The 24,778-nt window shown below is 62.5% G+C and carries 25 protein-coding genes; 4 read left to right on the plus strand and 21 right to left on the minus strand.

The window, feature by feature from the left end:
• Window positions 1-25 precede the first annotated feature (25 nt).
• The 21 genes from AC1DYQ_RS04845 to AC1DYQ_RS04945 all read right to left on the minus strand — a co-directional run bounded on the left by AC1DYQ_RS04845 (window position 26) and on the right by AC1DYQ_RS04945 (window position 20,983).
• Window positions 26-1,621: a hypothetical protein gene (locus AC1DYQ_RS04845; RefSeq protein WP_477685794.1), complete on the minus strand. Its 1,596-nt coding sequence runs from the start codon at window positions 1,619-1,621 to the stop codon at window positions 26-28.
• A gap of 467 nt (window positions 1,622-2,088) precedes the next feature.
• The gene (locus AC1DYQ_RS04850; protein ID WP_477685795.1) at window positions 2,089-2,811 is read right to left on the minus strand and encodes a M23 family metallopeptidase; all 723 of its coding nucleotides are present in this window, start codon (window positions 2,809-2,811) and stop codon (window positions 2,089-2,091) included.
• Window positions 2,811-3,872 (minus strand): L,D-transpeptidase family protein, encoded by a 1,062-nt coding sequence (locus tag AC1DYQ_RS04855; RefSeq protein ID WP_477685796.1) that lies wholly within the window; start codon window positions 3,870-3,872, stop codon window positions 2,811-2,813. Before AC1DYQ_RS04855 ends, AC1DYQ_RS04850 begins: the two co-directional genes overlap by 1 nt.
• Before the next feature lie 157 nt (window positions 3,873-4,029).
• Entirely contained in the window at window positions 4,030-4,716 is a 687-nt protein-coding gene (locus AC1DYQ_RS04860; protein ID WP_477685797.1) for an alpha/beta hydrolase family protein, read from the minus strand.
• A 51-nt stretch (window positions 4,717-4,767) separates the two neighbouring features.
• Entirely contained in the window at window positions 4,768-5,040 is a 273-nt protein-coding gene (locus AC1DYQ_RS04865) for a YkvA family protein (RefSeq protein WP_477685798.1), read from the minus strand.
• A 128-nt stretch (window positions 5,041-5,168) separates the two neighbouring features.
• The gene (locus AC1DYQ_RS04870; RefSeq protein WP_477685799.1) at window positions 5,169-5,426 is read right to left on the minus strand and encodes a hypothetical protein; all 258 of its coding nucleotides are present in this window, start codon (window positions 5,424-5,426) and stop codon (window positions 5,169-5,171) included.
• A 72-nt stretch (window positions 5,427-5,498) separates the two neighbouring features.
• Window positions 5,499-5,708 carry a hypothetical protein gene (locus tag AC1DYQ_RS04875; RefSeq protein ID WP_477685800.1) on the minus strand — a complete coding sequence of 70 codons (210 nt, stop codon included), beginning with the start codon at window positions 5,706-5,708 and terminating at the stop codon, window positions 5,499-5,501.
• A 73-nt stretch (window positions 5,709-5,781) separates the two neighbouring features.
• Window positions 5,782-6,750 carry a DKNYY domain-containing protein gene (locus AC1DYQ_RS04880; protein ID WP_477685801.1) on the minus strand — a complete coding sequence of 323 codons (969 nt, stop codon included), beginning with the start codon at window positions 6,748-6,750 and terminating at the stop codon, window positions 5,782-5,784.
• A gap of 92 nt (window positions 6,751-6,842) precedes the next feature.
• Window positions 6,843-8,120, minus strand: coding sequence for an amidohydrolase family protein (locus AC1DYQ_RS04885; protein ID WP_477685802.1), 1,278 nt, complete (start codon window positions 8,118-8,120; stop codon window positions 6,843-6,845).
• A 22-nt stretch (window positions 8,121-8,142) separates the two neighbouring features.
• A complete protein-coding gene (locus AC1DYQ_RS04890; protein ID WP_477685803.1) occupies window positions 8,143-8,604 on the minus strand; it encodes a hypothetical protein in 462 nt (153 codons plus the stop codon).
• Window positions 8,604-9,545 (minus strand): ABC transporter permease, encoded by a 942-nt coding sequence (locus tag AC1DYQ_RS04895; RefSeq protein WP_477685804.1) that lies wholly within the window; start codon window positions 9,543-9,545, stop codon window positions 8,604-8,606. Before AC1DYQ_RS04895 ends, AC1DYQ_RS04890 begins: the two co-directional genes overlap by 1 nt.
• A gap of 165 nt (window positions 9,546-9,710) precedes the next feature.
• Window positions 9,711-10,790, minus strand: a complete 1,080-nt coding sequence (locus AC1DYQ_RS04900) for an ABC transporter permease (protein ID WP_477685805.1) — start codon at window positions 10,788-10,790, stop codon at window positions 9,711-9,713.
• Window positions 10,787-12,493 (minus strand): ABC transporter ATP-binding protein, encoded by a 1,707-nt coding sequence (locus tag AC1DYQ_RS04905; protein ID WP_477685806.1) that lies wholly within the window; start codon window positions 12,491-12,493, stop codon window positions 10,787-10,789. The genes AC1DYQ_RS04900 and AC1DYQ_RS04905 overlap by 4 nt, the downstream gene beginning before the upstream one ends.
• On the minus strand, window positions 12,490-13,221 hold the full coding sequence (locus tag AC1DYQ_RS04910) for an alpha/beta fold hydrolase (protein WP_477685807.1): 732 nt from the start codon (window positions 13,219-13,221) through the stop codon (window positions 12,490-12,492). Before AC1DYQ_RS04910 ends, AC1DYQ_RS04905 begins: the two co-directional genes overlap by 4 nt.
• A 71-nt stretch (window positions 13,222-13,292) precedes the next feature.
• The gene (locus AC1DYQ_RS04915; protein ID WP_477685808.1) at window positions 13,293-13,736 is read right to left on the minus strand and encodes a VOC family protein; all 444 of its coding nucleotides are present in this window, start codon (window positions 13,734-13,736) and stop codon (window positions 13,293-13,295) included.
• 1 nt (window position 13,737) lies between these two features.
• Complete coding sequence (locus AC1DYQ_RS04920; RefSeq protein ID WP_477685809.1) at window positions 13,738-14,754, minus strand: 5'-methylthioadenosine/S-adenosylhomocysteine nucleosidase; 1,017 nt, start codon at window positions 14,752-14,754, stop codon at window positions 13,738-13,740.
• 34 nt (window positions 14,755-14,788) lie between these two features.
• On the minus strand, window positions 14,789-15,790 hold the full coding sequence (locus AC1DYQ_RS04925; protein ID WP_477685810.1) for a BMP family protein: 1,002 nt from the start codon (window positions 15,788-15,790) through the stop codon (window positions 14,789-14,791).
• Window positions 15,791-15,959: 169 nt separating this feature from the next.
• Complete coding sequence (gene upp / locus AC1DYQ_RS04930) at window positions 15,960-16,601, minus strand: uracil phosphoribosyltransferase (RefSeq protein ID WP_477685811.1); 642 nt, start codon at window positions 16,599-16,601, stop codon at window positions 15,960-15,962.
• A gap of 96 nt (window positions 16,602-16,697) precedes the next feature.
• Window positions 16,698-18,017 carry a URC4/urg3 family protein gene (locus AC1DYQ_RS04935; RefSeq protein ID WP_477685812.1) on the minus strand — a complete coding sequence of 440 codons (1,320 nt, stop codon included), beginning with the start codon at window positions 18,015-18,017 and terminating at the stop codon, window positions 16,698-16,700.
• The gene (locus tag AC1DYQ_RS04940) at window positions 18,010-19,350 is read right to left on the minus strand and encodes a GTP cyclohydrolase II (RefSeq protein WP_477685813.1); all 1,341 of its coding nucleotides are present in this window, start codon (window positions 19,348-19,350) and stop codon (window positions 18,010-18,012) included. Before AC1DYQ_RS04940 ends, AC1DYQ_RS04935 begins: the two co-directional genes overlap by 8 nt.
• Window positions 19,351-19,468: 118 nt before the next feature.
• A complete protein-coding gene (locus AC1DYQ_RS04945) occupies window positions 19,469-20,983 on the minus strand; it encodes a helicase HerA-like C-terminal domain-containing protein (protein ID WP_477649515.1) in 1,515 nt (504 codons plus the stop codon).
• A 75-nt stretch (window positions 20,984-21,058) separates the two neighbouring features.
• Here AC1DYQ_RS04945 and AC1DYQ_RS04950 point away from each other — a divergent pair, with 75 nt between their 5' ends.
• The 4 genes from AC1DYQ_RS04950 to nadD all read left to right on the plus strand — a co-directional run bounded on the left by AC1DYQ_RS04950 (window position 21,059) and on the right by nadD (window position 24,765).
• Window positions 21,059-21,784 (plus strand): YebC/PmpR family DNA-binding transcriptional regulator, encoded by a 726-nt coding sequence (locus AC1DYQ_RS04950; protein ID WP_477685814.1) that lies wholly within the window; start codon window positions 21,059-21,061, stop codon window positions 21,782-21,784.
• Window positions 21,785-21,865: 81 nt separating this feature from the next.
• Window positions 21,866-23,167, plus strand: a complete 1,302-nt coding sequence (gene purD, locus AC1DYQ_RS04955; RefSeq protein WP_477685815.1) for a phosphoribosylamine--glycine ligase — start codon at window positions 21,866-21,868, stop codon at window positions 23,165-23,167.
• A gap of 51 nt (window positions 23,168-23,218) precedes the next feature.
• A complete protein-coding gene (hemF, locus tag AC1DYQ_RS04960) occupies window positions 23,219-24,136 on the plus strand; it encodes an oxygen-dependent coproporphyrinogen oxidase (RefSeq protein WP_477685816.1) in 918 nt (305 codons plus the stop codon).
• 35 nt (window positions 24,137-24,171) lie between these two features.
• Complete coding sequence (gene nadD / locus AC1DYQ_RS04965; protein WP_477685817.1) at window positions 24,172-24,765, plus strand: nicotinate (nicotinamide) nucleotide adenylyltransferase; 594 nt, start codon at window positions 24,172-24,174, stop codon at window positions 24,763-24,765.
• Window positions 24,766-24,778: the final 13 nt, after the last annotated feature.

The raw sequence follows: 24,778 nt of genomic DNA on the forward strand, positions 1-24,778 counted from the left end.
AACTTTGTCACCACCTCGCAGCAGCTCACGCCAGCAGAAGCAGCAGCAGGCATATCAGCATCACCCCCATCTCGAGCCATTCCTGACTCGTCATGCTGAGCATGCGGCGGACCGTCAGCGTCACCACGGGAACCAGCAAGACGAGGCCTATCCAGCGGTCTAGCGGCATGAGGCAGACGCGCGCCAGCGCCCAAAGCCAGGCAGCATGCGCCAGGAAGCCCCAGAACTCGGCCCGGCTTGTTCTTGCGGTGAAGTTCAGCGCACGGCGCCAGCCGGTAGCCACGGCCTGCCACCATTCCATCTCCTCGTCGTCCAGCACCTTGTGCAGGGCGTGCAGGGCCACCACGCCCAGCACCACCGGCCCGACGAAGCCCGCCCCCAAGGCAAGGCCGAGATACAGGGGATGGTCGTAACCCGTGCCGCCACCGCCCAGTTTCACAGTGGCCAGCACCCACGCGCCGCCTACCAGCAGCACCGAGACAACGGCAACCACGCCCTCCGGCACGCCCGCGCTACGCGCCGCGCGGCCGCCGGCAAACAGGCCGAGCGCCAACACGGTGGCGCCGAGGAAGGTCGCCAGCAATGTGGCGGTCGCCTTCCATCCGTGATGCGGCGCAGCCGTCAAACTGCCCGACTCGGGTGGCTCCAGTGCGGTTTTGGCAGGAGACCACTGGCGGTACTTCTCATGCCGGGCCTTCATCAGGCGCTGGCTCCAGCTGACAGCTTGCGGCGCCGCATGCGAGAACGCCAATTCCATGTGGTACAGCCGCTGCTGGCTGTCCAGCTCGTGCGGCACGACCACGGTTTGCAGGCCCGCCTTGCCGTTGGCGGCCAGCAGCGCGGGCACCTGCTCGCGCCAATACCCGGGCACTGGAGGTGCTTCGCACGCCAGGGGATCGGATTCGGCGCCGGGCTGCAGCAAGGTGACTTCATTGGCCTGCATTTCGCTCTGCCTTATCCGTGTCCTGTCCCAGTCGCAGGTAAAGCGCAGCGTGCCTTGCAGGACGATGTCGGGGCGGTACAGGGGCAGTGGCACCGAACTGGTGTTGGCCAGACGCAGCGACAGCATCAGGCGCAACTGACCCTCGGCAGAGGGTGCAGCCCAGATGCCGGGCGCGATAGGCTGCATGTCGCGCAGCTCCAGCGTGAAAACCGGCGCACCTGAGGTGCCGGGTCCCCAACGCGGTGTCATCGCCTGGTTGATCGCCGTCTGCCAGGTGGCGCGGAACGCGGGGCTCATCACGTCGCCGTGCTGCCGGCCGCGCGCGATGACTGCGGCCACATTGTCTGTTGGCGGTTTCGCCCGGCCCGGCAACCGCCGCATGAGTGACTCCCAAAGGCCTGGCGCGGGTTTGGGCGCGGCGGTTGGTGGCGCTGCGCTGGTCATCTGGGCTACATAGCCATGCAACAGTTCGGCGCGGAAGGCTTCGAGGTCCGCCTTGGGAGCTTCAGCCCGGCGCAATACGTTCACCAGGAAGTAGGCCTGTGCAGGATTGCTGCCCACGCTCGTTTCGTAAAGCGCGGTGGTGTAGGCGGTCGGGACGGACGAAGGATTGGCTGCGAAGGCCCAGCTCTGGAAGAGCAGCACGCCGCAGAGAATTTGGCGCAGGGTTCGTGCCATGGTTTTATGCTGCCGCGCGGTACGAGTGAACATGGTTCTCGTCGGCAGCAAGGCCAGGGCACAAAAAACCAGAACCCACCCGTCTGGTTTTTAATGCCACGCTCTCTTTTGCGTGGGTATTTGCTGTTTTCACGTATCGGTCTCCCTCCGATGAAAGGCGGCTTGCGCAGCAAGCTTGTTTTTGGCGATCACACCGATCTTATATTCAAGCCAACTATCGACAGAAATAGATGGCAATGCAGGATTTATACCCGCGAAAGCCTGACGCACCCAGTCTCGATAACACCAAACATTTGATGTTCCGGTCTTGTGTGGGCGCTGAGATCGTGAAGATCGTGGAGGAGCCGCCTGCCATGCTGTGGTTTGCGGTTAAGTACGCGACTGTTCAGGGCGGCGGGGTGAAGTCGCTTGCCGGGCGGGCAGGTGCGTAGCGCCTGCATGAGCCGGAGCACCGTTGGCCGGGTTGTTTACGGTCTGGCGTCGCGCCAGACAAGATAAGGATTCAGCGGCGTGCCACGCCACCATTGGCGCTCCGGCCCCAGCTTGAAGATCGCGAAGTGCAGGTGCGGTGCGTCGGGTGATGCATTGCCGGTGCTGCCGACATAGCCGATGACCTGGCCTTTGCGCAGGCTGGCGCCTTCGGCGAGGCCTTCGGCGTAGCGGTCCAGGTGGGCGTAGTAATACGCGTACTGGCTGGCCGGGTCGAACTGGTAAATCGTGATGCCGCCTGGCTTGCTCAAGAACAGCTTGGCCACTTTGCCGTCCTCGACGGCGAGCACTGGCGTGCCGCGTGGGCTCATGATGTCTATGGCTTCATGCGGGGCGCCTGCTGCGCGCGCCTGGGTGTAGGTGTCACTGAGCTGGGCGGGCGTGACGCCTTGCACTGGAAGTGTCAGGACGCGTAGCCGTAACTGCGAAATGTCCGTGTCATCGGCGACAGATGCGGGTGGGGGCGGCAGGGCAGATGGGGGCGCGGCATTCTCGATGGTCTGAACCACAAGCGCTGGCTTGTCGGCCTCTCTTGCCGGCACGGCGGGCGCCAGCGCCTGGCTGGCTGGCGGTGTGGCGGGCTGCACGATTTGCGTAACTGCCTCTTCCTTGTGCGTGCCCAGCATCACGCCAGCCGCCACGGCCAGCAGCGCGCAGATGGCAAACGCCGTTCTCTTGATGCGGGCGGGTGTGGATGCCATCAAGCCTTGACGCTCACTTTGAAGCCGGCTTTCGCCAGGGTCGAGAGGCGCTCTGCGTCCCAGTTGGTCATGTGAATGCAGCCATTGGTTTCGGAATGGCCCACATTGGAAGGGTTGGGTGTGCCATGAATGCCCCAGTGCGGTTTGGTCAGGCCCAGCCAGATGGTGCCGACGGGGTTGTTGGGACCGGCTGCGATGTCGACCTTTTGTGCATCCTTGGGTGCGTTTTTCAGTAGCGCAGGGTTGTAGGTGAAGCCGGGATTTTTGACCTCGTTCTTGATGGCCATCATTCCCAGCGGTAGCGGGTCGTTTTTTTCATTGCCTATGCTGATGGGAAAACCCGCCACCAGGCGCTTGGCGGTGTCCAGCACGTAGAGCACACGCTCGGACTTGTCGATTTCGATGGAAGCCGCGTTGACCGGCGTGGCGCTGACCGCGATATATGGCACGGTGATCTGCTTGCCGGCCTCGATGTTGATGCCGCCGTTGAGCTGCTTGAGGTAGCCGGTGCTGGTGTGGAATTTTTCCGCCAGCGCTTCTTCCACCGATTCATACACCAGCGCTTTCATCTTCGCGCGCTCGTCCATCGCCACAGGCGTCTTTTCAAAAGGGCCGGCGGCGTCCTTCTCTGTCACGGTATAGCTTGTCAGAAGCGGAGCACCGTCCTTGCGCAGCGAAACCCAGGTTTCCGCGGTGACGGTGCCCGTGGGTTTGAGGTCGTGTGCGCTCTGGTAGGCCTTGACCATGCGCTGCATGTTGGTGGCAAAGCGCCCATCGATCTCCCCGCAGGAGAACCAGGCCCGGTCCAGCATGATCTGTGCGCGCGCTACCGCTGCGCCTTTGTTGCCACTGCGCAGCAAGGGACTGTCGGTGGCGTTGTTGAAGGCTTCTGTGTCAAAGGGCTGGTTGCCCGCCGCCGTGTTTTTGGGCTTGGCCGCCCATGCGCCGTTGCCGGCCAGGCCCAGCCCCGTCAGGCACAAGGCAGCGACGAGGGTGCGACGGGAGAGCTGGGAGAGCTGTGGGGTTACAAGGCGAAGAGAGGAAGGGATATCGAACGGCATGACGGGCTTTCGTAGTCAGGCCAGTCTGGGGGGCATAAGGCGCATCACCTGTCAGCAGCCATGCCTAGCGGTGGTCAGGTTTAAGCGGGTATTTGTCCTGGCTCACACGCCATACAGAGTGCCAAGCGGCTCTCCTGGTACATCAGGGAACTGACGATCACGCTGCACGCTGGTGCTTCGTCATCCACGCGGCCATGGTGTCCAGCAATTCCTCGCGCACCTGCGCATCGGTGCGGCCTGAACGCACCAGCACGTGAAAGGCGTGGTCGGCGCCATCCACGATGTGCAGGCTTGCCTTTTTACCGAGGCTTGCCGTGGTCTGGGTGATCAAGTCCAGATCAGCGAGGCCGTCGCGCGTGCCTTGCAGAAAAAGCATCGGCAGCTTCACGCCGTCCAGGTGCGCGGCGCGTTCGGTTGAGGGCTTGCCGGCTGGGTGCAGTGGAAAGCCCACCAGCACAATGCCCTTCAGTCCGGGTAATGGCTCAGCCGCCTGCGCCTGCGTGGTCATGCGCCCACCGTAGGACTTGCCGCCGGCAAACAGCGGCACGTCAGGCATTTGCCGCGCCGCTTCAGCAACCGCTGCCCGGATCGCCGCATGCGCAACGGCGGGAGAGTCCGGTCGTTTCGAGCTTTGTTCCATGAACGGAAAATTGAAGCGCAAGCTGGCAATGTCGCGTTCCGCGAGACCTTGGGCAATCGCCTCCATGAAGGTGTGGTTCATGCCCGCGCCCGCGCCGTGGGCGAACACATAACACGCCTTGGCGCTGGCAGGTTTTTGCAGCAGGCCGGAGATGGTACCGCCCGAAGGGAGCGGAACGGTCAGTGAAACGGGGCGTGTGGGCATCAATAGAAGGGGCGAGCTGGGTTGATATGCCCATTACAGCATCCCCAGTGCTCAGGCCGAACGCTTCGGCGCAGGCTCGGCGAGCCCGGGCGGCAGGCGGTTGAGCAGCCACCGGATCGCCAGCGGAACCAGCACCAGATCATCGGCAATTCCGATGACCGGCAAGAAGTCGGGGATGAAATCGATGGGAGAGAACAGGTAGAGTGCAATTGCTGCGGTACCCCACTTCAGCCAAGCTGGTGCCTCGGGGTGGCGCAACGCTGTCCACAGCCGCCGAGCATCGCCGCGTATCAAAACCCAAAGCAGGGTCAGACGTTTGAACATGAAAGCTCCTTGGGTGCAGATGCAGGCCCGGCGGGCCTGCTGAGCTTCAAATGGAGGTGCTTGCCCGGGCTACAAGGGCACTAACGGGCCGTTACGTTTGCGCGCCAGGAGGGGAGCCGGGTCTTCCGTCAATGCGCCAGATTGGCAACCAGCTTGTCTGCCGCCTCAACGGCCTCAGCACGCGTAGGCCAGGTCCGGTCGCTGTCGTGCAGGGGCGGCAGCGATTCGACGTGTACGACATCGATGTACCAGGGACCGTCAGGCAGGTGGCACAGCCTGGCCATGTAATGCCGGCCGTTGGCGACGCCGGGGACGTATTCCTCGATCGGCTCCGGTTCGTCTTCGGGTGCTTCGTCCAGTGCGTCTTCTGGTGTGTCTGTTTGCATCGGGTTTCTCTCCAAATCCCGATTATCCGCAACCAATCCTTGTCCTTCCCCGGGGAGGGCACTGGGTACAGCTCAGTCCTTGAGCTCCACCCCTAGCGCCGCGAGCTTTTTGGCGTACGCATCCCTGCGTTTTGCTGCCTTGTCTGCTGTCTCGACGGCCATCTGTATCGCCCTGGGGCCTTTGGCTGCAGCCGCCTTGATTAATCCGGACTTGTGCGCAGCCTCTGCCTCCGCTCTCCTGAAAGTGGCAATAAGTTCGGCATGGGCTACGGGTGAATTCACAAGGTCCCTTTTTGGCAGATCGTCATTTTTTGGGTCTTTTTTTGCTCGTGCAGCGGTCGGGCATGTTTTCCCGTTAACGCGAAATGCCATCGCAGAGCTTGTCGGTCGCTGGTGCATCCGCGTTGACCTTGCATGTGATCTTGTTTTCATAAAAACGGTAGTTTTTGTCTTGTCCGTTTTGAGACGCCGGTGCGACAAAGCTTCCCGGATCAGCGATATCCATGCGTTCGTCGTTGTAATACACACCGTTCTTGTCTTTGGTGTACGGAGGCTGCAAAACGGTGAACGTGGCCAGATCTCGGTCGATCTTTTTATACATCTTGAAAACTGAGCGGTCGTCAGAGGTGTATTCAGAAAAAGGAGGGTAGCGTCGTACGGTGGCTGGATCCAGTCCCACGATTTCTCTGCCCTCCAGATAAACGGCCCGCCTGTCTTTCCACAGAGATTCTTTGATTTGCTCGATAGTGGCGGGGTCCGCTTCCGGAATGGCCACGAATCTGTAGTAAACACGGTTCTTGTCGCGCGCCATGGAGACCGATGGGTTCAATCCTTCAAAGGATTTGACATCGACATCTAAAAGCTGTCCGCGGTAATACACGTTTGTGCTGGTCCGGACGGTATCGTATGTTTTGGGCACGAACTCAAAGCCTTCACCAGCCAGAACCGTGTCTTTGTAGAAGTAGCGCTGACCGTCTGTCGCATACGCCACGTAAGCCGCAGATTGAGAGTCTCCAAGAATGCGAAAGTCCGCGATGCGGGTTGTAATGCGCCGATCGAGCCCGTACACCGCGGTGCTGTCTTTCGCGAAATACCTGTTGATGAATTCGAAGGTGTTCGGATCAGCGCTGGCTATCGGCTTTCCCCTGTGGTAAACGCGGCCCTTGTCGCGTACATAGTCAGTCACCCCTCCGCCGCACGGCACCGTTCCCTTGAATGGATCAACAACCGACTTCATGCTGTGCGGATCGACCTCTGTGGGGATTATTTGCTCGCCGCGACCATCTCCCGAACTAAAGATGAAGACTACTTTTCCGTCTTTCATTTGATAGTCAGATCGATCAGCAGGGCAACTCAGCGCATGTGCGCTTGAGGTCCATGCCGAAAAGGTCAGTAGTGCTACCAGTATGTGGCAGTTCATTTAAGAAAGTCCACAGAGCTAGGGCGCTCGGTGAGTCCTAACTGAGTCACCTGCTTCGATGTCTCGGCCAGCACTTTTCCTTTTCTCCACACCTTCAAGCGATTCGCGCGCAATCGGATCGCCTCGACCGGGTCCCGGGCCTGCAACAACACAAAGCTTGCGTCACACCCCACCTCCAGCCCATAACCTTTGAGGTGCATCACCTTCGCAGCATTGACCGTCACCGCATCAAAGCACTGGCGTATGCCTTTCTGGCTCGTCATCTGCGCCACGTGCAGGCCCATGTGAGCGACTTCCAGCATGTCGCCGCTGCCCATGCCGTACCAGGGGTCCATCACGCAGTCGTGGCCGAAGGCGACATTGACGCCTGCGGCCATCAGTTCGGGCACGCGGGTCATGCCGCGGCGTTTGGGGTAGGTGTCGTGGCGGCCTTGCAAGGTGATGTTGATGAGGGGGTTGGCGATGACGCTGACGCCGCTTTCGGCGATCAGGGGCAGCAGCTTGCTGACATAGTAGTTGTCCATGCTGTGCATGGAGGTGCAGTGGCTGCCGTTGACGCGGCCCTGCAGGCCCAGGCGCTGGGCCTCGTAAGCCAGGGTTTCGATGTGGCGTGAAAGCGGGTCGTCGGATTCATCGCAGTGCATGTCGACCAGCAGGCCGCGTTCGGCCGCAATTTCGCAGAGCAGCTTCACGCCGGCGGCGCCGTCGGCCATGGTGCGCTCAAAGTGCGGGATGCCGCCGACCACGTCCACCCCTTTGTCGAGTGCGCGCTCCAGGTTGTTGATGCCGCCTTTGGTTCGCAACACGCCGTCTTGCGGGAAGGCGACCAGTTGCAGGTCAATGTACGGCGCGACCTGCTTCTTGACTTCGAGCAATGCGTCTACCGCCAGCAGGCTCGGGTCGCTGGTGTCGACATGGCTGCGAATGGCCAGCAGGCCTTTGGCGACGGCCCAGTCGCAGTAGGTGAGGGCACGTTCGATAAGCGCTTCGGCTGTGAGCAGGGGCTTCAGTTCGCCCCACAGTGCGATGCCTTCGAGCAGCGTGCCGCTTTCGTTGACACGTGGCAGGCCGTAGCTCAGCGTGGCGTCCATGTGGAAGTGCGGGTCGACGAAGGGCGGGCTGAGCAGGTAGCCCTCGGCGTCTACCGTCTCGCGGGCTTGCGCGCCAGTGATGGGGCCTTCGCTGACCTCGGTGATCTTCCCGTTTTGCACGGCAATGGAGATGTTGTTGCGGCCATCGGGCAGGCTGGCGTGGGTGATGAGGAGGTCGAGCATGGCAGTGAAGATGTATTGGGTTTCAGTGTGCGCGTTGCGCGCGGTAGCGGTACTGGCCATTGGCCGGACCGACCTCGATAGTGACGCGGCGCAACTTGTCGTCATGGCCTGAGGCGGCGCGCGCCGTGAGCGTGATGCCGCGCGGCGTTGTGCGGCATGTCAGGCCGCTGAGCATGATCTCCGAGTGGTCGTTGTTCAGTTCGGCGATCCCCACGGTGTGCCCGGCATGCAGGCTGCCGTTGGCGTCGCGTGTCATCCACTGGATGTAGAGGAATGATTGTGCGTACTGGTCGGCGTGCACGACGCGGTAGGTGCCCTGGTGGTCCTTGCCCCATGTGCCGCACATCTGCACCCAGCTTACAGCGTCGGGTGTCTTGAAGCTGTCGTAGCTGTAGTCACTGCCCAGCGCCTGCGCGTTGGCGCAGCCCAGTACCAGCAAGGCGGCCAGCAGCGTGCCGCGTGGGGCAAGGGGTGTCGTCGTCATCAGCGCTCGCCTTTTCGATAAGGTTTCATCAACGCCTGAGGATACGCCGCCTTGCGCGCCACCAGCACCAGCGCCAGGATGGAGAGGGCGTAGGGCAGCATCAGGTACACCTGATAGGGCACATTCACGATGCCCGAGGTTTGCAGGCGCAGCTGCAGTGCGTCGAAGAAAGCGAACAGCAGCGCGCCCAGCAGCGCCTTGCCGGGCCGCCACGAGGCAAACACCACCAGTGCCACGCACACCCAGCCGCGGCCATTGACCATGTTGAAGAAAAAGGCGTTAAACGCCGACAGCGTGAGGAAGGAGCCCGCCACGCCCATGAGCGCCGAGCCGGCCACGATGGCGGCGGTGCGGGTGGCCGCGACGGAGACGCCCTGGCCTTCGGCGGCCTGGGGGTTCTCGCCGACCATGCGGATGGCCAGGCCGGCCGGTGTGCGGTAGAGCAGCCAGGTGATCAGCGGCACCAGCAGTAGCGCCAGCAGCGTGAGTGGGGTTTGCGCGGCCAGCACGTTGAGCCCGCCGCCGGGAAAGCCGTCGAGCCAATGCATGGGGACGAAGGGTGTGATGGTGGGTGGCGTGTCGACTTTGGGAAAGCTGACGCGGTAGCCGTAGTAGCTGAGCGAGGTGGCCAGCAGGGTGATGCCAAGCCCGGATACGTGCTGCGACAGTGCCAGGCCGACCGTCAGAAAAGCGTGCAGCAGGCCAAACACCGCACCTGTAAGTGCCGCCACACCCACGCCTGCCCACAGCGGCGCGCCGCCGTACACGGCCAGCCAGCCGCTGAAGGCGCCAGCGACCATGATGCCCTCGATACCCAGGTTGAGCACGCCGGCACGTTCACACAGCAACACGCCCAGAGTGCCCAGGATGAGCGGCGTGGCGATGCGCAGCACGGCGATCCAGAAGGGCGCCGCGGCAAGGATGTCGAGCATTTCAGCCATACAGGAAGCCTTTTCCCACCGGTATGCAGACTGTCGACGCTATCAATTTAATAGCTGCTTGCGCCCGTCTTAATTGGCTTGTGGCTATTATTTTCTTAAGAATTTCGCGCACAGCCTCAGTCTGTGCAGCCGCATGGGTTGGCAGGGCGCGGGTGCTGAAGAATTTCATGCGGCCCGGCCTTTTTCTTTGACTACCAGCCGGTATTGCGTCATCAACGTGGCCACCAGCACGGAAATCAGCGAAGCCGCCACGATGACGTCGGCGATATAGGTCGGCACGCCCACGGCCCGGCTCATGGTGTCGGCGCCGACCAGCACGCCCGCCACAAACACGGCTGCCGCCAGAACGCCCAGGGGGCTCAGTGCGGCCAGCATGGCGATCACGATGCCGGTGTAGCCGTAGCCGGGTGACATGTCGAGCGTGACATAGCTGGTGCGGCCGGCTACCTCGATGGCGCCGGCCAGCCCGGCCAGAGCGCCCGAGAGAAGCGCAACCAGCACGACCGTGCGGGTGACGGGTACGCCGGCGAACGCCGCGGCTTTGGCGTTGGCGCCCACGGCGCGTATGTCAAAGCCCAGCACGGTGTATTTCAGCAAGGCCCACAGCGCCACAGCCAGCGCGGCGGCCCACAGCAGGCCGGTGTGGATGCGTGTCTGCGCGACGAGCCTGGAAAGCTCCAGATCACCCTGCAGCGCCACGCTTTGCGGCCAGCCCATGGCAGTCGGGTCTTTCATGGGGCCGTCGAGCATGACCGACACAAACAGCAGCATGATGAAATTAAGCAGCAGGGTGGTGACGACTTCATCGACCCCCAGCCGGGCCTTCAGCAGGGCCGGGCCCAGCAACAGCAGGGCGCCGGCAATGGCCGCGGCCAGCATCATCAGCCCGAACAGCAGCCAGATGGGCAGTTCAAAGCCAGTGCCACCGTGCATGCCGCCCACAGCCACAGCGGCCAGCGCGCCGGCATAAAGCTGACCTTCGGCGCCAATATTGAAAAGCCGTGCCTTGAACGCTACCGTGGCGGCCAGGCCGGTCAGGATGAGGGGCACCGCACGGGTGAAGGTTTCGCTAAGGGCAAAAACCGAACCGAAGCCGCCCTTGAACAGCAGCACATAGGTTTGGCCCAGCGGCGCGCCGGCCCACAACACCAGCAGTGCGCTGATCAGCAAGGTGAACGCGATGGCGCCGATGGGCGCCAGCACCAGGGCGAGTTTCGAAGTCTGAGTGCGCTTTTCGAGCCTCATAACGGGTTGGCCCCCACGCTTTTCACTTCGTGTAATGCGCTGCCCCCCGAGGGGGCCCTCGCTCCTTGGGGCGGCCCGGCGACGCTCGAGTCACCCCCGTTGGCTCCAGCCATCGCCAGCCCAATGGCCTCGCGTGTCCAGGCTTCGGCGGGCAGGGCCTCCGTCAGCTGGCCCGCGTGCATCACCGCCACACGGTCGCCGAGCGCCACCACTTCGTCCAGGTCGTCAGAAATGACCAGCACGGCCGCGCCGGCGTCTCGCGCGGCGATCAGTTGCTGCTGCACATAGGCAACGGCGCCGATGTCCAGGCCCCAGGTGGGCTGGTGGGCGATGATCAGTTTGGCCGGCTGGGGTGCGGTTTCGGAAGAGGGGAAACATTTTTCCGACGGGCCGCCCCTAGGAAAAATAGCCCCCTCGGGGGGCAGCGCAGTACGCGAAGTGAAAAGTGTGGGGGCCACGAGCGCCCGCCCGAGGATGAGCTTTTGCATATTGCCGCCCGACAGCGAGCGCGCCGCGGTGTCCGGTCCGCCGCCGCGCACGTCAAACTCGCGCATGATGCGGGCCGCATGGGCCTGCGCGGCCTTGCGCTTGACCCACAGCGCTTTGGAAAACGCCGGGCTGCGCAAGCGCTCTGACACCGCGTTTTCCCAGACGCTGAGGTCGCCAACCACGCCGACGCCGTGCCGGTCTTCAGGGATACGCGCCACGCCCTGGGTGACCAGCCAGGCTGGCGAGGTCTTCATGGGTTGGCCCAGAAATGTCACGGAGCCCTGGCTGGCGGCGCGGGTGCCGCACAACAAGTCGGCCAGGGCGAGCTGGCCGTTGCCTGAGACGCCCGCAATGGCGACGATTTCACCGGCCTTGAGCTGAAGCGAAACGCCATCCAGGCGGTCTTGCCCCGCATCGGCCGTGCTGACGCCTTCCAGCGTGCAGACCGGCAGGCCGGTTGACGGCGCGGGGCGGCGTTGTGTGGTGGTGACGGCGTGGCCGACCATCCATTGCGCCAACTGCGCCTGGCTGGTGCCGGCGGCAGGTGCTTCGGCCACCAGCTTGCCACCGCGCAGCACAGCCACCCGGTTCGACACGCGCAGCACCTCGCCGAGCTTGTGGCTGATGAAAATGATGGACAGGCCTTGCGCCACCATCTGGCCCAGCGTATCGAAAAGCGCCTCGCTTTCCTGCGGCGTCAGCACGGCGGTGGGTTCGTCCAGGATCAGGATGCGTGCACCGCGGTACAGCGCTTTCAGGATCTCGACACGCTGGCGTTCACCGACCGAGAGGCTGCCCACCTTGGCATCGGGCGCCACGGGCAGGCCAAAGCGCCGGGCCACGTCCAGCAGCCTGGCACGGGCTGCTCTGCGGCGTGAAAACAGTTGCCACAGCGGCTCGCTGCCCAGCATCACGTTGTCGAGCACACTGAGGTTGTCGGCCAGCGTGAAATGCTGGTGCACCATGCCGACACCCGCCGCCAGCGCGGCCTTGGGGTTACCCGGTGGCAGCGACTGGCCAAAGATTTCGATGTGGCCTTCGTCGGCTGTGTAGTGGCCAAAGAGGATGGACACCAGCGTGGACTTGCCGGCGCCGTTTTCACCGAGCAGCGCGAGGATTTCACCGCCGCGCAGCTCGAGCGAAATCGCGTCGTTGGCAACCAGCGGGCCGAAGCGTTTGGTGATGCCGCTGAGGCGAAGAACGGGGGCCGTCATGACGAGGCAGACCCCAGCGTGCGGCAGAACGACTGAATGGCCAACGCGGCGGGAGCTGGTGAGACTTGCAAAAGGCAATGCGGGCCTTCTATTTTTACGATCTCCATGGACGGAAGGTCTTGCTTCAGGGATTGCGCGGCAGATGCAGGAACCACCCGATCCTGCGTTGCTTGCAGATACATCACCGGCACGTGGAGCTGTTTGAGTTTATCCCTCACATTCACATGAAGAACCGCTTGAGTTCGCTTGGCCATCGCTTGCGGTGAAAGCTGCCGCAGTGCCTGTTCAAGAGAGTTTCTCAACTGGGTAGATGCAAATCTACCGAGCAAAAAGGGGCTGACAAGGCGGGTCAGAAGATGCGGAGGGATTTTCCGGGACACCCAGTTGTCCGCAAGATGGGAGACAAAGGAAAAGGCAGGGCGGGGATTTTGCGCAAAAGTACAGCTCAGGATCACTCCACGCAAGCCGGCAGGCCGGGTAGCTGCAATGGAAATGGCCAAAGGCCCGGAAAAAGATTCACCCAGTAATACGAATGGCGCTACGGTCATGCGCGCCAGGATGAACGTGTGCAAGTCGTCATAGCCCAGCGCGTCATGTCCAGGGTAGCGCACGACTTCAACTTGCATGGATGGCGCCAGTGCGTTGACCAGCGGTGCGAGCAAATCTCCTGTGCCATCCATTCCGGGTAGCAAGACGAGCCGTAGAACAGGGAGGAGGGGCGCGGTCATCCGAAAGAAGTAGGGTTTAGCAATGTGGCTTTCAGATCAACACGGGCCGCAGCACCGGCGGTTGCGCGTTTTCAGCCGAGGGATTCCCAGTGGTCATGCCGGTCGCGCCGCTCCTGGCGGTAGTTGGTGATCTCCAGACGAAGGCCGTCGGGGTCGGTGAAAAAAGTGGCCCAGTAGTCGGGTGCGTATTCGCCGTGGTTGTGCGGCTCGCTGGCGTTGATGCCTGAGCCCTGCAGCAGCCGTGCGCATTCGGCCACGTCTTCGATGGTGTCTACGCGCAGGCAGAAATGGTGAAGGCCGGGCGAGTATGAGTCGTGTCCGGCTTGCGAGCGGGCTGGCCGCAGCACATAACCGAAGTGGCGGTTGTAGTACTGGATGTGCGGTTCACCGCCTATCGTGAAGGTGTTTTTGCGGCAGCTGAGTGCCTTGAGCATCAGCTTGTCATAGAACGCTTCCGACTCGGCCATGTTGCTCACGGCAATGTAGATGTGGTCCATGCCGGTGAGCTCGGGCATGCTATTTCCAGGCGGCCAGGAACGCCAGCAACACCTTGGCCGAGTTGTCGGCAGCGATGTTCATGAAAGTGACCATCTCATTGGCGGCTTCACCGCCGCCGGCCAGGTCGCTGAGCGACCGGAAGGCGATGTAAGGCACGCTGTTGCTGTAGGCCACCATGCCTACGGCGGCGGTTTCCATGTCGAGCACGTTGGCCTGGAAGGTCTTGAAGGCGTATTCGCGGAAGGCGGCATTGTCGACAAAGGCCTGGCCCGACACGCCGTTGCCGCCCACCATCAGCTGCGGTTTGTGCGTGAGGCACACACCCGCGTTGCAGGCGCCGAGCTCGATGTTGCCCATGCCCCTGGCAACCGCGAGCATTGCGGGGTCGACTTCAAACCAGAACTTGCGTACGGGCGCGGGGTTGGCGGCGGTGCGCGTTTCGACCGGGCGCGGGTGCAGCATGCCGAAGGGCGCCAGGGTCTGCGCCTCCATGCGGGGTGGAATGGTGAACCGGCCTGGCGAGGTTTCGCGTGCCATCAGCACTTCCAGGTATTGGCTCCACTGGGTGGGTACGCTGACGTCGCCGATGTGCAGGGCCGGGTTGACGCCGCCGGCGATGCCGCTGAAGACGATATGTGTGATGTTGAAACGGTCTAGCACCAGCTGTGTGTTCATGGACGCATTGACCATGCTGATGCCGGAAAGAAACAGCACGACCGGCTTGCCCTGCAGGGTACCGGTGGTGAAATCGACGCCGTTGATGCGGTGCCTGGCGGGGCCTTGCAAGCGGTTGAGCAGCAGGGTCAGTTCGGGCTGAAAAGCCGACATCACCGCGATCCGGGGTGTGGCGTCAAGCCGGACTGGGATACCGGCAACTGCGCCAGGCGCATGAGCTGGGTTGGGTGGGGCCGGCGCTGGACCCGCGCACCCCAAAAGGCCCAATGACAGGACGGCCAGGAATGCCAGCGGCGCCGCGGCCCGCCAGGCAGCAGGCTGGCTGAAAAGAAAACGCCGCAGGCAAAACAGGGAATGCATACGGCGTTTTCAGGTGGGGCGGTGAAACGCCGGCTTATTTGGCGGTGGACTTGGGCTGGCCGTCGTCGACCTTGACGGTGAACTTGCCGGCCAGGATATCGGCTTCTTTGGCCTTGACCTTGGCGACGATGTCGGCAGGTACCTTTTTCTCGAAGGTGCCCAGCGGGGCGAGTTCGGAGCCCTTGTACTTCATCATGGAATAGGGGCCGTAGTCCTCGGCCTTGAACTTGCCTTCCTTGACGGCCTTGATGGCGCGGTCGATGCTGGGCTCCATGTTCCAGAGGGCTGACGCCACCACGGTGTCGGGGTATTTGTCTTGTGTGTTGATCACATTGCCGATGGCCAGCTTGCCTTTTTCCTTGGCGGCGTCGCTCACGCCAAAGCGCTCGGCGTACATCACGTCAGCGCCCTTGTCGATCATGGCGAAAGCGGCTTCCTTGGCTTTGGGCGGGTCAAACCAGCTGTTGATGAAGCTCACGCTGAACTCGACCTTGGGGTTGGTTTCTTTCGCGCCGGCCATGAAGGCATTCATCAGGCGGTTGACTTCAGGAATCGGGAAACCGCCGACCATGCCGATCTTGTTGCTCTTGGTCACGCCGCCGGCGATCATGCCGGAGAGGTAGGCGGGCTCCTGGATGTAGTTGTCGAACACCGAGAAGTTGGGCGCCTGCACCTTGCCCGACGAGCCCATGAGGAAAGATACTTTCGGGAAGTCCTTGGCGACCTTGCGGGCCGCGGCTTCCACTGCAAAAGCTTCGCCGACGATGAGCGCGTTGCCGGCCGTGGCGTATTCGCGCATGACACGTTCGTAGTCGGCATTGGAGACGTTTTCAGTGGCCTTGTATTCGATCTCGCCGCGCGCTTCGGCGGCTTTGAGCGCCTTGTGCAGGCGGCTGACCCATTGCTGCTCAAACGGCACGGTGTAGATGGCCGCAACCTTGGGTTTGGCTGCTTGGGCAAGGGCAAAGCCGGGCAGGGCGGCTGCGAGGGCGGTGGCCAGCAGGACGAGCTGGCGGCGCTTGAAGGTCTGAGGCATGGGACTCTCCGGGTTGGTGGGTTCAGATTCGGAAAAACAGTGGCAAGAAATCAAGAGGCTTCCGCTTTTTCCAGCCGGCGCCGCGGAACCGGCTTTGCCGGGCCGCAGGCGCAGTCCCCTGCAAGGGGAGAAGGCTCTACACGCAGTGAGCGTCCGACAGGGGTGTGCATTACTTCGTTCCGAAAATGCGGTCGCCGGCGTCGCCCAGGCCCGGCAGGATGTAGCCGTGGCTGTTGAGCTCGCGGTCGATCGCGGCGGTGTAGATCGGCACGTCCGGGTGGGCGGTCTGCAGGGCCTTGATGCCCTCCGGGCAGGTCAGCAGGCAGACGAACTTGATGGATTTGGGGTTGAGTTCTTTCAGCCGCTCGACTGCGGCAATGGCCGAGTTGCCGGTGGCGAGCATCGGGTCAACCACGACGATGTCGCGCTCTTCCATGTCGTGCGGCATCTTGAAGTAGTACTCGACCGCAGTCAGGGTTTTCGGGTCGCGGTACAGGCCGACGTGGCCGACACGGGCGCCGGGTACCACGCTGAGCATGCCCTCAAGAATGCCGTTGCCGGCGCGCAGGATGGAGACAAACACCAGCTTCTTGCCGTCGATGACTTTGGAGGTGGTGGTTTCCAGCGGGGTCTCGATCTCGATGTCCTGCATCGGCATGTCGCGCGTGACCTCATAGGCCATCAGCATGCTGAGCTCGTTGAGCAGGGTGCGGAAGGTGTTGGTGGAGGCGTCCTTGCGGCGCATCAGGGTGAGCTTGTGCTGTACCAGCGGGTGGTCGATCAGGTGGACTTTGTTGCTCTGGATGGTCATTTTCTTGTGTGCCTCTGTGTTCTGTCTTTGCTTTGTCTGGTTGTTATTTTTGTTCCGCTCTTGCCTGTCCGATCCGCGCATCTTTCAAGGCGATGCTCAGAAAACGGTGCCGTCGCTTTCGATGTTCAGGGGCGGCAAACCTTGATGCAATTGCTGTGCCAGTGCACGCCCTGCGGCCCAGGTGCCGCCTTCGAGCACGCAGGCCAGCGGCATCTGCTCGGCGGTCAATCCCAGCTGCTCGCGCACCAGTGGCGCGAGCTCGTCGAGAAGGGCCACGGTGAGCGCGCGCCACTCTACGATGAGTTCGTCGCCAGCGGCATGCAGGCGCCCCGCTTGGGCCGGGTCTTTCAGTACCAGCACACCGGCGTCAAGGAACAGGCCGCCGTTGCGGTATTCGGGCAGGCCGGTCAGCGCGTCAAGCCCTTTGACCTGCACACCGGCCCACTCGAAAGGCTCCAGCAGTGAATAGGTGAGCCACTGCGACAGCTTGTGAAAAGGCATCCAGCCGTGACTGGGCCCAGCTTTTTCGGACTCATCGTCGCCTGCCGCGCTGTGCTGCCAACAGTCGCCCAGGGGAATGGTGCCCAGGACATTTTGAGCCGGCCAGATGGACGACAGACTGGTGAGCAGCACCGACAGCAACTCGTGCGCCTCGATGGCGCTTTGCCCGGGCTGCACCAGCGCTTCAAACAAATGGCCGGGGCGGCCGCGCTGGCCAAAAAGCGCAGGTTGATCCTGCAGCGCCTGGCCCAGGCGTCGCAGCAGTGCGGCGCGGCCTTCGAGGCCGATCAGCGGGTTCTCGGGTGTGACCTGGAAAGCCTGGACCAACTGGTCTGCGGTAATGGTTTTGAGCTTGAGGGCATCGGCTTGCAGCGGTTGCTGTGGATCGCTGGAAAAAAGCCCGGCCATGAAGGCATGAAAACTTGCCACGCCCAAGCCTTCGGAGCGGCTGTATTCGCTGCAGGGATGCTCTCCCTGGGCGGCTTCGAGGTAGTGCCACTGGGCGCCGGCACCGGCATCCAGCAGCACGCTGATCAGTGCGAGGTCAATCTGGGCACGGGCGCGCCCGGCAGCCGTGGCGGATGCCAGCCCTTCGTTCAGTTGGGCCAGGCGGTCAATGCCGCCAGCTTCGAAATGTCGCCAGCGGCTGTGGTACGGAATGTCCAGGTCCGGATAGCGGGCGCGGGTGATTTCGGCAACCAGCGCAGCGGCGGTGGTCATAGCGCCGTCGTTGACGGTAAACCAGGCGGATTCGCCGCGGCGTGCGCGCTCAAGCAGGGCAGAGGCGCGGGCCCGTATGGTTCTGGTGGAACGCAATTCTGCGGCGGCGCTGATGCCTCGCAGGTTTCCGGCGATGGTGTAGGTGGCGTTGGCGGGGTTGCGAGGACTGTCAGGAAGAGGCGTGGTTTCAGACATCCAGCCCCCGGCCCTTGGCTTTTTTCAGTTCTTCGGCGTCGGGCACCGCGCCAGGGGTGAAATAGCCTGCGGCCATCTTGGCGTCCATTTCGACCTGGGCGTCGGCCGGGATCATGTGTTCGGGAATGTTGATGCGCTGAACCACTTCGATGCCCGCGCGGGTGATGGCGTCGTACTTCATGTTGCTCATGGAGACAAGGCGGTGGATTTTGCGGATGCCCAGCCAGTTGAGCACGTCGGGCATGAGTTCCTGGAAGCGCATGTCCTGCACGCCGGCCACGCATTCCGTGCGGTTGAAGTACTGGTCGGCGGTGTCGCCGCCCACCTGACGCTTGCGGGCGTTGTAGACCAGGAACTTGGTGACCTCGCCGAGCGCCCGGCCTTCCTTGCGGAAATAGGACACCAGGCCCACGCCGCCGCGCTGGGCACCCTGGATGCATTCTTCAATAGCATGTGTGAGGTAAGGGCGGCAGGTGCAGATGTCGGAGCCGAAGACGTCGGAGCCGTTGCATTCGTCATGCACGCGGGCTGTGAGCTCGATATCGGGGTTGGCGAGGTCGCGCGGGCGGCCAAAGATGTAGGCCGTGAGGCCGCCGATGGGCGGCAGGAAAACTTCCAGGTCGCTGCGGGTGACGAGCTCGGGGTACATGCCGCCGGTTTCTTCAAACAGCACGCGGCGCAAATCGGTTTCGCTGCAGCCGAAGCGGCGGGCAATTTCGGGCAGGTACCAGACGGGTTCGACGGCGACCTTGGTCACCATGGCCGCGCCGCCGGCTGTCAAAAACTTGCCGTCGGCCTTGAGGCGACCGGACTGCAGGGCTTCGATCACCTCGGGCAGGATCACGTGGGCCTGGGTTACGGCGATGGTCGGCCGGATGTCGTAGCCCGCTGCCAGTTCGTTGGAAAAGACGTCTGCCACCATGGCGCCCCATGGGTCCATGGCGACGATGCGGCCGGGCTCGCTCCATTGCGGGTAGGGGCCGATCACGTCGGTCGGCGAGGTGTTCGTCAGGTCGGCCTTGTGGCTGGCTTTGAGCGCCCCGGAAGCAACGGCGAGCGCGCGGTAGACGCTGTAGGAGCCGCTGTGCGTGCCGATGACGTTGCGGTGGCTGCGTTTGGTGGTGGTGCCTACCACCGGGCCGCGTTCGGCGGCCGTGGCGGCGGCCCAGCGGATGGGCAGGGCGCCATAACCTCCCGCGTGAGAGGTCAATCGGATGTGGGAGGCCGCAGGGCTGGCCGGAACTGTGGGGGCAGAAGTGGAGACGGGCGAAGAAACAGGCACAGGGGTAGCCGGCCTTGAATCAGGTGACTTGGCGGCAACTTCAACAGGCATTGCGGATCCTTAAAAAATCCAATGTAGCCATGCGTGCCGGGATTGACAAGCCCGGCAGTTTTGCCGGGTCGTTAATTTGCGACAGGCCCGGCCGAACGCACCGGGTCTGTGCGCAGGCTCAGCGTTTTTTGCCGCCGAAGATGCTGCCGAGGACGCCGCGGATGATTTCCCGGCCCACGGCTGAGCCCATGGTGCGCACGGCGGACTTGGCCATGCTTTGCGCCAGGCCGTCGTGTTTGCCGCCGCGCGGGCCCGTGGTGCCGAACAGGACGTCGTTGAGTCCGCCCATGATGCCGCCCGAATCGGTTTGCCCAGCCGCGCCGCCTTGGGGTGCCTTGGCCGCCTCCGTGGCCGCGACTTCCGCGCGGCCTTTGATGGCTTCGTAGGCCGACTCGCGGTCTACGGTCTTTTCGTAGGCGCCGGCCACCAGTGAATTTTGCAGCAGCTGCTGGCGTTGTGGCGGTGTGATGGGGCCGATCTGGCTGCCTGGAGGCAGCACGTAAACGCGTTCCGTCACGCTGGGGCGGCCTTTGCTGTCGAGAAAGCTCACCAGGGCCTCGCCAACGGCCAGTTCGGTGATCGCGGTTTCGATGTCGAGGCCGGGCTTTTGCCGCATGGTCTGGGCGGTGGCCTTGACGGCTTTCTGGTCGCGGGGCGTGAAGGCGCGCAGGGCGTGCTGCACCCGGTTGCCGAGCTGGGCCAGTACCGAATCGGGGATGTCCAATGGGTTTTGCGTCACGAAATACACGCCGACGCCCTTGGAGCGCACCAGGCGCACCACCAGCTCGATGCGCTCGACCAGCACCTTGGGCGCTTCGTTGAAGAGCAGGTGGGCTTCGTCAAAGAAGAAGACGAGCTTGGGCTGGTCCGGGTCGCCGATTTCAGGCAGTTGTTCGAACAGCTCGGACAGCATCCACAGCAGGAAGGTGGCGTAGAGGCGCGGCGAGTTCATGAGCTTGTCGGCGGCCAGGATGTTGATCACCCCTTTGCCATCAACGGTTTGCATGAAGTCGCTGATGTTGAGCATGGGCTCGCCGAAGAACTTGTCGCCGCCCTGGCTTTCGACCTGCAGCAGCCCGCGCTGGATGGCGCCCACACTGGCGGCGCTGACGTTGCCGTACTTGGTGGTGAACTCGCTGGCGTTGTCGCCGACGTACTGCAGCATGGCGCGCAGGTCTTTGAGGTCGAGTAGCAGCATGCCGTTGTCGTCGGCAATCTTGAACACCAGGTTGAGCACGCCGGCCTGGGTTTCGTTGAGGTTGAGCATGCGGCCCAGCAGTAGCGGGCCCATGTCGGAGATGGTGGCACGCACGGGGTGGCCCTGTTCGCCGAAGACGTCCCACAACGTAGCGGGGCAGGCCAGCGATTCGGGGAGGTCGATGCCCCGTTCCTTGAGGATGCCGGCCATTTTGTCGCCAATGGTGCCGGCCTGGCTGATGCCGGTCAGGTCCCCTTTGACGTCGGCCATGAAGACCGGGACACCGATTTTCGAGAAGTTTTCGGCCAGTGTTTGCAGCGTGACGGTCTTGCCGGTGCCGGTGGCCCCGGTGATCAGCCCATGGCGGTTGGCCAGCGCGGGGAGGATCTCGCAGTGGATGGAATCGTGCTTGGCAATCAGTAACGGCTCGGCCATGGGGTGTCCTGGAGTGAAAAAGTAAAATGCGGGTTGTAGATTAAATCAATTAATCAGTCTGAAAAGGGATTCTTCGTGGCCGGTCACAGTAAATGGGCGAATATTCAACACCGCAAGGGGCGCCAGGATGAAAAACGCCAGCGCATCTGGACCCGTGTGATGCGTGAAATCATGGTGGCGGCCCGCATGGGAGGCGGCGACCTGGGCACGAATCCGCGCCTGCGCCTGGCAGTGGACAAGGCCAAGGCGGCCAACATGCCCAATGAGAACGTCAAATACGGCATTGCCAAGGCCACCGGCAGCCTGGAAGGCGTGCATTACGAGGAAGTCCGCTACGAAGGCTACGGCATAGGCGGCGCGGCCATCATCGTCGACTGCATGACCGATAACAAGGTGCGTACCGTGGCTGAAGTGCGGCACGCTTTTTCCAAACACGGCGGCAACATGGGCACCGAAGGCTCGGTGGCTTTCCAGTTCAAGCACTGCGGCCAGTTGATTTTTGCGCCCGGCACCAGTGAAGACAAGATCATGGAAGTCGCGCTGGAGTCCGGCGCCGACGACGTGATCACGCATGAAGACGGAGCCATTGAGGTGTTGACGCCCTATACGGATTTTGAAGCCGTGAGGAACGCGCTGGAAGCCGCAGGCCTCAAGCCCGAGATTGCCGAAGTCACCATGCGCGCCGACAACACCATAGAACTTGCCGGCGAGGATGCCCGCAAGATGCAAAAACTGCTGGACGTGCTGGAAGACCTGGACGATACCCAGGATGTGTTCCATAACGCCGAGTTGTCTGACTAAGCAAACCAAACACGCAGCCACAATGAAGCAACAACGCCACAACGGCAAAAGCAAAGCCAGGTACACAATGAAAGCAGCAGCATGAAAGTTTTAGTGGTGGGTGGCGGTGGCCGTGAGCACGCCCTGGCCTGGAAACTGGCGCAGTCTCCCAAGGTTCAGGCGGTGTATGTCGCCCCAGGCAATGGCGGCACTGCGCTGGATGCGCGTCTTGAAAATGTTGACATCACCGACGTGAAGGCGCTGCGCGAATGGGCGCTGGCCGAAAAGATCGCGCTGACGGTGGTAGGTCCCGAGCAGCCGCTTGCGGCCGGTATCGTTGACGAGTTCCGTGCGCACGGCTTGCGGGTTTTTGGCCCGACCAAGGCGGCGGCGCAGCTGGAGAGCTCCAAGGCGTTCTCCAAGGCCTTTATGAAGCGCCACGGTATTCCGACGGCTGAATATGAAACCTTCACCGACGCCGCGGCGGCCCACGCCTATGTGGACGAAAAAGGCGCACCCATCGTCGTCAAGGCTGACGGTCTGGCGGCCGGCAAGGGCGTGGTGGTGGCCATGACGCTGCATGAGGCACACGAGGCCATCGAATTCATGCTGGCACCGAACCCCGACTTCAACCCGCTTGGCGTGGCGCACAACGAAGGTGGCGCGCGCGTGGTGATTGAAGAATTTTTGCAGGGTGAAGAAGCCAGTTTCATCGTGATGTGCGACGGCAAGAATGTGGCCGCCATGGCGACCAGCCAGGACCACAAGCGCCTGCTGGACGGCGACGAAGGCCCCAATACCGGCGGCATGGGCGCGTATTCACCGGCCCCGGTCGTTACCCCCGAAGTGCACGGCCGCGCCATGCGCGAGATCATCCTGCCGACCATCAAGGGCATGGAAAAAGACGGCATTCCGTTCACCGGCTTTTTGTATGCCGGCCTGATGATTGATGCGGAAGGCAAACCGAAAACACTGGAATTCAACTGCCGCATGGGCGACCCGGAGACGCAGCCGATCATGATGCGCCTCAAAACCGACCTGTATGAGGTGATGATGGCCGCCACCTCGGGTGCGCTGGACCAGATCGAGCTGGACTGGGACCGCCGGCCAGCCCTGGGGGTGGTGATGGCCGCGCACGGCTATCCGCTGAGCCCGCGCAAGGGTGACGTGATTCATGGGTTGCAAAAAGGCGTCGATGCGGCCGAAGACGCGATGGTGTTTCATGCCGGAACACGCAAGCAGGGCGACGCGACGGTAACAGTTGGCGGCCGGGTCCTGTGTGTGACGGCGCTCGGCAGCACGGTGAAAGCCGCGCAGCAACGTGCCTACGAAGTTGCCCAGGACATCGGATTTGATGGCGCGCAGTACCGCAAAGACATCGGCTGGCGCGCGGTCAAGTCCTGATCGGCACATGAGCGCTGGTTTTTCCCTCCGCCCTTCGGGTAACACTTCAGCATGACCGATATTCCAGGCGTTCGAGACTTTCTGCTGGCGCTTCAGCAGCGCATCACCGGCGCGGTTTCCGGGATCGACGGCCAGCCCTTTACGGCTGACCATTGGCAGAAATCGCCCGGCGAGACGTTGCAAGGTAACGGAATCACCATGATCCTGGAGCAGGGCCAGGTGTTTGAGCGTGCCGGCTGCGGGTTCTCGCATGTGCGGGGCCCCAAGCTGCCGCCTTCGGCAACGCAGCACCGTCCGGAATTGACAGGCGCACCGTTTGAGGCCCTGGGGGTTTCGCTGGTATTCCACCCGCGAAACCCCTACGTTCCGACAGTCCATATGAATGTGCGCATGCTGGCCGCGACCCCGGTGGCAGGCTCAGGCGAGCCCGTCTGTTGGTTCGGTGGAGGCATGGACCTGACGCCTTATTACGGATTTGAGGAGGATGCGGTGCATTTCCATCAGACCTGCAAGGACGCGCTGGCACCGTTTGGCGACGACAAGTACCCCCGGTTCAAACAATGGTGTGATGAGTACTTTTACCTGAAGCACCGGCAGGAGCAGCGTGGAATTGGCGGCGTTTTCTTTGACGATTTCCAGGAGCTGGGCCTGGACCAGAGCTTTGCCCTGATGCAGGGTGTTGCGGACTCGTTCCTACAGGCTTATTTGCCAATTGTTGAGCGGCGCAAGGACACGCCGCACGGTGAGCGGGAGCGTGAATTCCAGCTTTACCGGCGAGGCCGGTACGTGGAGTTCAACCTTGTATGGGACCGTGGCACGCACTTTGGTTTGCAGTCCGGGGGGCGCACGGAGTCGATCCTGATGTCCATGCCGCCGCTGGCGAGCTGGTCTTATCAGCGGGGCGTAGAGGCTGGCAGCCCTGAAGAGCGCCTGTACACGGAGTTTTTGCCAAGACGGGACTGGGTTTGATGGCAGTGCCGTCACCTGCGCAAAAGCGCATCGGTATGTTTGGCGGTGCGTTTGATCCGCCGCACAGTGCACATGTTGCGCTGGTGCAGGAGGCGATCCGGCAGTTTGGCCTTGATACCCTGTACGTCGTCCCGACCGGCCACGCCTGGCACAAGTCACGCGCCTTGAGCTCGCCGGCGCACAGGCTTGCCATGGCCAGGCTGGCTTTTGGCGATATTTCTGGCGTTCGGGTGGATGCGCGCGAGGTTGAACGCAGCGGGCCGACTTTCACCGTTGACACGCTTTTGGCGCTCCAGGAGGAGAATCCGGGCGCCCAGCTTTACCTGTTCATTGGTGCGGATCAATTTGCCGTCTTCAGGCAATGGCACCGGTGGCAGGACATTCTTGACCTTGCTATAATTTGTATAGCTGATCGCGCACAATCCACGCTGGCTGGAGCTCAATTTGAGTCCTACGAAAGCCGCAGCAACCGTTTTGTCCTGCTCAATCTTCCCCTGATGCCTGTCAGCGCTACCCAGATTCGCCAGTTAATGGCCTCCGGAGCCGCGGTGACAGAGGGAATTACCCAGTTGGTCCCTGAAGCCGTTGCGCGTTATATTTCACTTCACCAGCTGTACGGTTCCCATTAATTTCTCACTTTAT

This window comes from Polaromonas sp. P1_F4, assembly GCF_056405675.1.